At 27.7% G+C, this 5,991-nt stretch carries 9 protein-coding genes; all 9 read left to right on the top strand.

Going from position 1 to position 5,991, the window contains the following annotated elements; genetic code table 11:
• Nucleotides 1–5: 5 nt before the first annotated feature.
• The 9 genes from B3J26_RS00415 to B3J26_RS00375 all read left to right on the top strand — a co-directional run bounded on the left by B3J26_RS00415 (nt 6) and on the right by B3J26_RS00375 (nt 5,488).
• Nucleotides 6–575 (top strand): sigma-70 family RNA polymerase sigma factor, encoded by a 570-nt coding sequence (locus B3J26_RS00415; RefSeq protein WP_291072631.1) that lies wholly within the window; start codon nt 6–8, stop codon nt 573–575.
• 10 nt (nt 576–585) lie between these two features.
• Entirely contained in the window at nt 586–858 is a 273-nt protein-coding gene (locus tag B3J26_RS00410; protein WP_115000184.1) for a hypothetical protein, read from the top strand.
• Nucleotides 859–1,208: 350 nt separating this feature from the next.
• Nucleotides 1,209–1,697, top strand: coding sequence for a DUF417 family protein (locus tag B3J26_RS00405; RefSeq protein WP_115000182.1), 489 nt, complete (start codon nt 1,209–1,211; stop codon nt 1,695–1,697).
• Nucleotides 1,694–2,773 carry a peptide-methionine (R)-S-oxide reductase MsrB gene (gene msrB / locus B3J26_RS00400; protein ID WP_115000181.1) on the top strand — a complete coding sequence of 360 codons (1,080 nt, stop codon included), beginning with the start codon at nt 1,694–1,696 and terminating at the stop codon, nt 2,771–2,773. The genes B3J26_RS00405 and msrB overlap by 4 nt, the downstream gene beginning before the upstream one ends.
• Nucleotides 2,774–2,928: 155 nt before the next feature.
• The gene (locus tag B3J26_RS00395) at nt 2,929–3,354 is read left to right on the top strand and encodes a MarR family winged helix-turn-helix transcriptional regulator (protein WP_180906579.1); all 426 of its coding nucleotides are present in this window, start codon (nt 2,929–2,931) and stop codon (nt 3,352–3,354) included.
• Complete coding sequence (locus tag B3J26_RS00390) at nt 3,351–3,773, top strand: organic hydroperoxide resistance protein (protein WP_291072629.1); 423 nt, start codon at nt 3,351–3,353, stop codon at nt 3,771–3,773. Before B3J26_RS00395 ends, B3J26_RS00390 begins: the two co-directional genes overlap by 4 nt.
• A 10-nt stretch (nt 3,774–3,783) precedes the next feature.
• The gene (locus tag B3J26_RS00385) at nt 3,784–4,149 is read left to right on the top strand and encodes a DUF1304 domain-containing protein (RefSeq protein ID WP_280049964.1); all 366 of its coding nucleotides are present in this window, start codon (nt 3,784–3,786) and stop codon (nt 4,147–4,149) included.
• Nucleotides 4,150–4,157: 8 nt separating this feature from the next.
• Complete coding sequence (locus tag B3J26_RS00380; RefSeq protein ID WP_280049965.1) at nt 4,158–4,793, top strand: nitroreductase family protein; 636 nt, start codon at nt 4,158–4,160, stop codon at nt 4,791–4,793.
• Nucleotides 4,794–4,801: 8 nt separating this feature from the next.
• Nucleotides 4,802–5,488 (top strand): type 1 glutamine amidotransferase domain-containing protein, encoded by a 687-nt coding sequence (locus B3J26_RS00375; protein WP_038330677.1) that lies wholly within the window; start codon nt 4,802–4,804, stop codon nt 5,486–5,488.
• Nucleotides 5,489–5,991: the final 503 nt, after the last annotated feature.

Here is a 5,991-nt window from a genome sequence, read left to right as displayed (position 1 = left end):
TACAAATGCACTACGGGTGTTTCTATAAAAATATACCTATGATAAATAAAGATAAAAATATTAATATCCAAAAATGGATTGATGATTATACATTGGACCTATTAAAAAAAACTAACTATTTAATATCTAGCAAAGAAGATGCAGAAGATTTAGTACAAGATGTTTTTATTTCAGCTTTTGAAAATTATGAAAAATTTCAATGGAATAGCTCTGTAAAAACTTGGTTAATTAGTATTTTGAAAAATAAAATTTCTGATTTTTACAGAAAAAAATATAATAATAAAAATGAGATCACTTTAGATTATTTTTTTGATGAAAATGGTAATTGGATTGATAAAAATATATTAAATGATTGGACAGAAAATGAAAATAATATTAGAGAAAACTATTTAGAAAATTGTTTAGAAAAATTACCTAATAAATGGTTAATTCCTATAAAACTATACTATTTAAAACAAAAAAAAACAGAACTTGTTTGTCAGGAAATAGGAATTACATCGACTAATTTATGGAAGATTCTTCAAAGAGCTAGATTACAATTAAGAGAGTGCATTGAATCTAATTTATCTAATTAAAAATTAACTTATGTGGAATAAAATTATTCATTGGGTTATTATGCCTTGTAATGAAATAACATTTGAAATAGAGAAAAAAAATGCAAAAAAAATCTCATTAATTCAAAATTTGAGATTGAATTTACATATTTATAGTTGTAAATGGTGCGCTTCTTACTACAAAAAAGTAAAGCTAATAGATAATCTTTTGAATAAACAAAATTCAAAAGAAAAATTAATTAATGTAGATGCTCTAAAATCTAAAATAAAGTCCAAAATAGAAACTCATTGTAAACATGAGTAAATACATTACGAATGTTTATCATCAAAAAATAAAGTGTATAAATAATATTTTCTTTTTAAACTGCTATTTTTAAGACTAAAATATTTATTAAATAATTTCCAAAGTATAGTCTAAAGTTAATTTTTATTTTAATTATAATACATCACATATTTAATGAAATTTAAGATAAATTCATAAAACAATAAAAAAACTCAAACCATTTTAAATGATACATTTACAATGGTTTTTTTTGTAAAAATTATAGAAAGATTAATATCTAACAAAAAAAAATAGATTTTTTTTGTCAGGTTTTAATTATTTATACGACTACTATTATAAAAGATCGTATATACAATAAAAATTATTAAAAAATGGAAACAAAAAATTTAGTTCATACTCATAAAGATAATTTGAATATTAATTCACCCTTTATAAATCTTTACAAAATAGGATATTACTTACCTCTATTTGGAACAGTATTACTTTTAGTGTGGATAGGCATTTTTAAGTTTACACCAACAGAGGCTCAAGCTATAAAGTCTCTTGTAGAAAATCACCCATTATCGTTTTGGATTTATAAAATATTTAGTGATCAAACTGTATCTAATATAGTTGGAGTACTTGAATTACTTGTAGCATTATTAGTTGTTTTAACTTTAAAATATCAATCATTAAAAAAATATGCGGGAATAGCTATTCTTATTATTTTCGGAACAACTCTTAGTTATCTTTTTACAACTCCCGGGATTTGGAAATTTGTTGATGGAGTTCCTGTAACAGATTTTTTCATTTTAAAAGATATAGCTTACTTCGGCTTTGGTTTCACTCTTTTAGCTCAATCTTTAAATAAAAAATCATGAAAAAATTATTCATCATAAGCTCATTAATTATTACAGGAATAATACTAACAAGTATAAGTTGTAAAACTCATAAAAATAATTTAGTTAAATCGAATAAACATCAGAAAATGAATAACACATCAGAAAATGAAATATATTTTGCAGGAGGATGTTTTTGGGGAACAGAACATTTTTTTAAACAGGTCAGAGGGGTTACAAATACAGTTGTAGGTTATGCTAATGGAACTATAGAAAAGCCTTCTTATAAAGAAGTGATCACAGGTAAAACTGGTTTTGCTGAAACTGTCAAGGTAACTTATAATCCTGATATAGTTGATCTAGGATTATTAATTGATTTGTATTTTAAGACAATAGATCCTACGAGTCTAGACAAACAAGGAAATGACTTAGGGACACAATATAGAACAGGAATTTATTATACAAACCCAACTGACTCTAAATTAATCGATCAGAAGTTAAAAGATTTAGAAAAAAATTATAATCAAAAAATTGTAGTAGAAAATATGCCTTTACATAATTTTTATGATGCAGAAAATTATCATCAAGATTATTTAAATAAAAATCCAAAAGGATATTGCCATATATCACCAAGTTTATTTGATGATGCTCGTAAGGCAAATCCTATTCAAGAAAAAGAATATATCAAAGAAAGCCAAAGTGAACTTAAAAAACATTTAACTTCTTTGCAATACGATGTTACACAAAATGGTGCAACAGAAAAACCTTTTTCAAATGAATATAATTCTGAATTTAGAGAAGGAATTTATGTAGACATAACAACTGGTGAACCTCTTTTTGTGTCAACGGATAAATTTGAATCAGGTTGTGGCTGGCCAAGTTTCTCAAAACCAATCAGTAAAAATCTTATTGAAGAAATAAATGATAATTCTTTTGGAATGAAAAGAACTGAAGTAAGAAGTAAAACTGGTAATGCTCATTTAGGTCATGTTTTTGATGATGGCCCAAAAGATAAAGGAGGATTGAGATATTGTATTAATAGTGCATCATTAAAGTTTATATCAAAAGAAGAAATGAAAGCTAAAGGATATGAAAAATATTTATCCTTAATAAAATAAAAACTAATAAAATTCTATTTCTAAATATTATAAAAGGTATTACTTAATGTTTACAGATTGTAATTTTTAATAAAACATTTGTTAATGTTTTACAAAATTATATTGTGTAAAATATAATTTTGTAACTTTGTTATGTAATTTAATATTGATGAACTATGAAAGATACGCTAGAACTAGATAATCAATTTTGTTTTCCCATATATGCGCTTTCAAAAAAGATAATCAACATGTACCGTTTATATTTAGATCCACTTGATATTACCTATCCACAGTATTTAGTGCTTATGGTTTTATGGAAAGAACAACAGCAAACAGTAGGGCAATTAGGTGAAAAACTTTTCTTAGACAGCGGTACACTAACACCCTTACTAAAAAGAATGGAGCAAAAAGAAATGGTTGTTAGAAGTAGAAATATTGAAGATGAGCGCATTGTAGTAATTTCTTTGACCAAAAAAGGAAGTGCTTTGAAAGAGAAAGTCAAAGATATTCCAGAAAAATTGTTAGAATCAATGGCGATATCTGTAGATGAGCTTAAACAATTAAAAAAAATAGCAAATAAAATTTTAAACAAACAACAATGAAAAAATTATATGAAACTCAGGCTACAGCTACGGGAGGTAGAAGCGGACAAGTAAAAAGTGAAAACGGTGTTTTAGATATGCAAGTACGTACTCCAAAAGCATTAGGAGGTGCAAATGATGACTTTTTAAACCCTGAAATGCTATTTGCAGCAGGATATTCTGCCTGTTTTGATAGTGCATTGAATTTGGTGATCAAACAGCAAAAAATAAAAACAGGAGAAACGAGCGTTACAGTAAAAGTAGCTATCGGACAATTAGAAAGCGGAGGTTATGGTCTTGCAGCTGAGATACATGCTAATATACCAGGTGTTTCAATAGAAGAAGCTCAAAAGCTTATTGAAACAGCACATAAAGTATGTCCTTATTCTAATGCAACTCGTGGAAATATTGAAGTTAAATTAAATGTTTCTGTAGGTTAATACAATAGATATGGAAATTATAGCAAGTACTTTAACCGTAGTTGTTGCAATTGAACATTGTTACATTCTTTGGATGGAAATGTTTGCTTGGGAAACAGCAGGTAAAAAAACATTTAAATCTTTACCAAAAGATTTGTTTACTCCTACGAAAGGACTAGCTGCTAATCAAGGATTATATAACGGTTTTTTGATTGCAGGACTTATTTGGTCTTTTCTTATAGAAAATCATGAATGGAGTTGTAATATTCGTCTATTCTTTTTAGGATGTATTACTGTTGCAGGTATTTTTGGAGGTATAACCTCTGGTAAAAAAATATTTTTTTTACAAGGTATTCCTGCTTTAATTGCTATGTTGTTTGTGTTTTTAACGAAATAATTAAAAAAATGTCATTAATAGAAGATTTAAATTGGAGACATGCAGTAAAAGCATACAATCCATCGCAAAAAGTTAGTCAAGATAAAATTGATAAAATTGTAGAAGCTGCTAGACTAGCACCTACTTCATCTGGATTACAACCTTTTAAAGTATTAGTTGTAGAGAACCAAGATTTAAAAAATCAATTGGTAAAAGGAGCTCTTAATCCTGAATGTATGAGAGATTGTTCACATGTAATTATTTTTGCTGCTTGGGACAACTATACAGCAGAAAGAATTGATAAAGTATATGATTTTACTACAGATGAAAGAGGATTGCCAAGAGGTCGTTTCGGAAGTTATACAGATAAAATAAAAGGTATTTACTTGAATACATCAGCAGAGGAAAATTTTGCACATACTGCTCGTCAAACTTATATTGCATTAGGGCTTGCATTAGCACAAGCTGCTGAGTTAAAAGTTGATACTACTCCTGTAGAAGGTTTTGATAACGCTATTGTAGATAAAGTTTTAAAATTAGACGAGTTAGGTCTTAAAAGTGTATCTTTAATGTATGTTGGTGTTGCCGATCCTGAATTAGACTGGATTGGATCTATGAAAAAAGTTAGACTACCAAACGAAGAATTTATTGTTGAATTTAAATAATTAAAATTATGAAAATATTATTTGTTGTTACTTCTCATGATGAATTGGGAAATACAGGACATAAAACAGGATTTTGGGTAGAAGAATTTGCTGCTCCTTACTACAAATTTGTAGATGCTGGACACGAAGTTACTATTGCTACACCTAAAGGAGGACAAGCTCCTATAGATCCTAATAGCGAAACAGAAGCTGCACAAACAGAAGCTACAGAGCGTTACAATAAAGACGAAAATGTTCAAGCTTTAATTGCAAATACACATGTATTAGCTAATGAAAAAGCTGAGGATTACGATGCTATTTTCTATCCAGGAGGTCATGGACCACTATGGGATTTAGCAAATGATGTGCATTCTCAACAATTGATTTTAGATTTCTATAATGCTGGTAAGCCAGTTGGTGCTGTTTGTCATGCTCCAGGAGTTTTCAAGAATGTTACTTTAAGTAATGGAGAACCTTTTGTAAAAGGAAAAAATGTAACTGGTTTTTCTAATTCTGAAGAAGATGCGGTACAATTAACAGATGTTGTTCCATTCTTAGTTCAGGTTGAATTAGAAAAATTAGGAGGTCATTACTCTAAAACTGAAGACTGGGGAGTGCATGTTGTAGAAGACGGTTTATTATTTACAGGTCAAAATCCTGCATCTTCGGAAAAAGTTGCTGAGAAAATGATTGCTTACTTACAAAGTAATTTATAAAAATTGTTCCTTTAATGTAAATATTGATTTGTATTTGCGTTAGGGATTGTAGAGAAAATCCTTTTCTGATTAGAAAAGATTGCAATGGAAATCCCGACCAAAGGGAACGCCCAAATTTTATATTTTATATTTTATATAAAAGAATTCAATCAACTGTGAAAGTGATGATGATGATGAATTGATTGAATTTCAAGAGCCTATTTTAATACTTATCAAATAATTTATTTCAAATTATTTGATACTTAATTTTAAGTAGGCTCTTATTTATAGCAATAAACTGTAAAAATCACTGCCGTTTCAAATAAAAATCCATTTATTTTCCTTCATTAATTCCTTACTTTGTTAAACAAAAACTTCTATTGTTTTTTAAATAAAACAAATCCTTCATTTATGTTGAATATTTGAAGAGAAAAAGTATAGAATGAGATGAGTTTCTTTCATTACTTTTTTGAATTTATTAAATATGTTTCCATTTATGTTATTTTGTAATCTTCCCCTTGTTA

The organism is Empedobacter sp. UBA5987 (assembly GCF_002429865.1).
Classification (GTDB): Bacteria; Bacteroidota; Bacteroidia; order Flavobacteriales; family Weeksellaceae; genus Empedobacter; species Empedobacter falsenii_B.
Note: the sequence above shows the minus strand (reverse complement) of the source record. Positions and strands in the feature narration are given on the sequence as shown.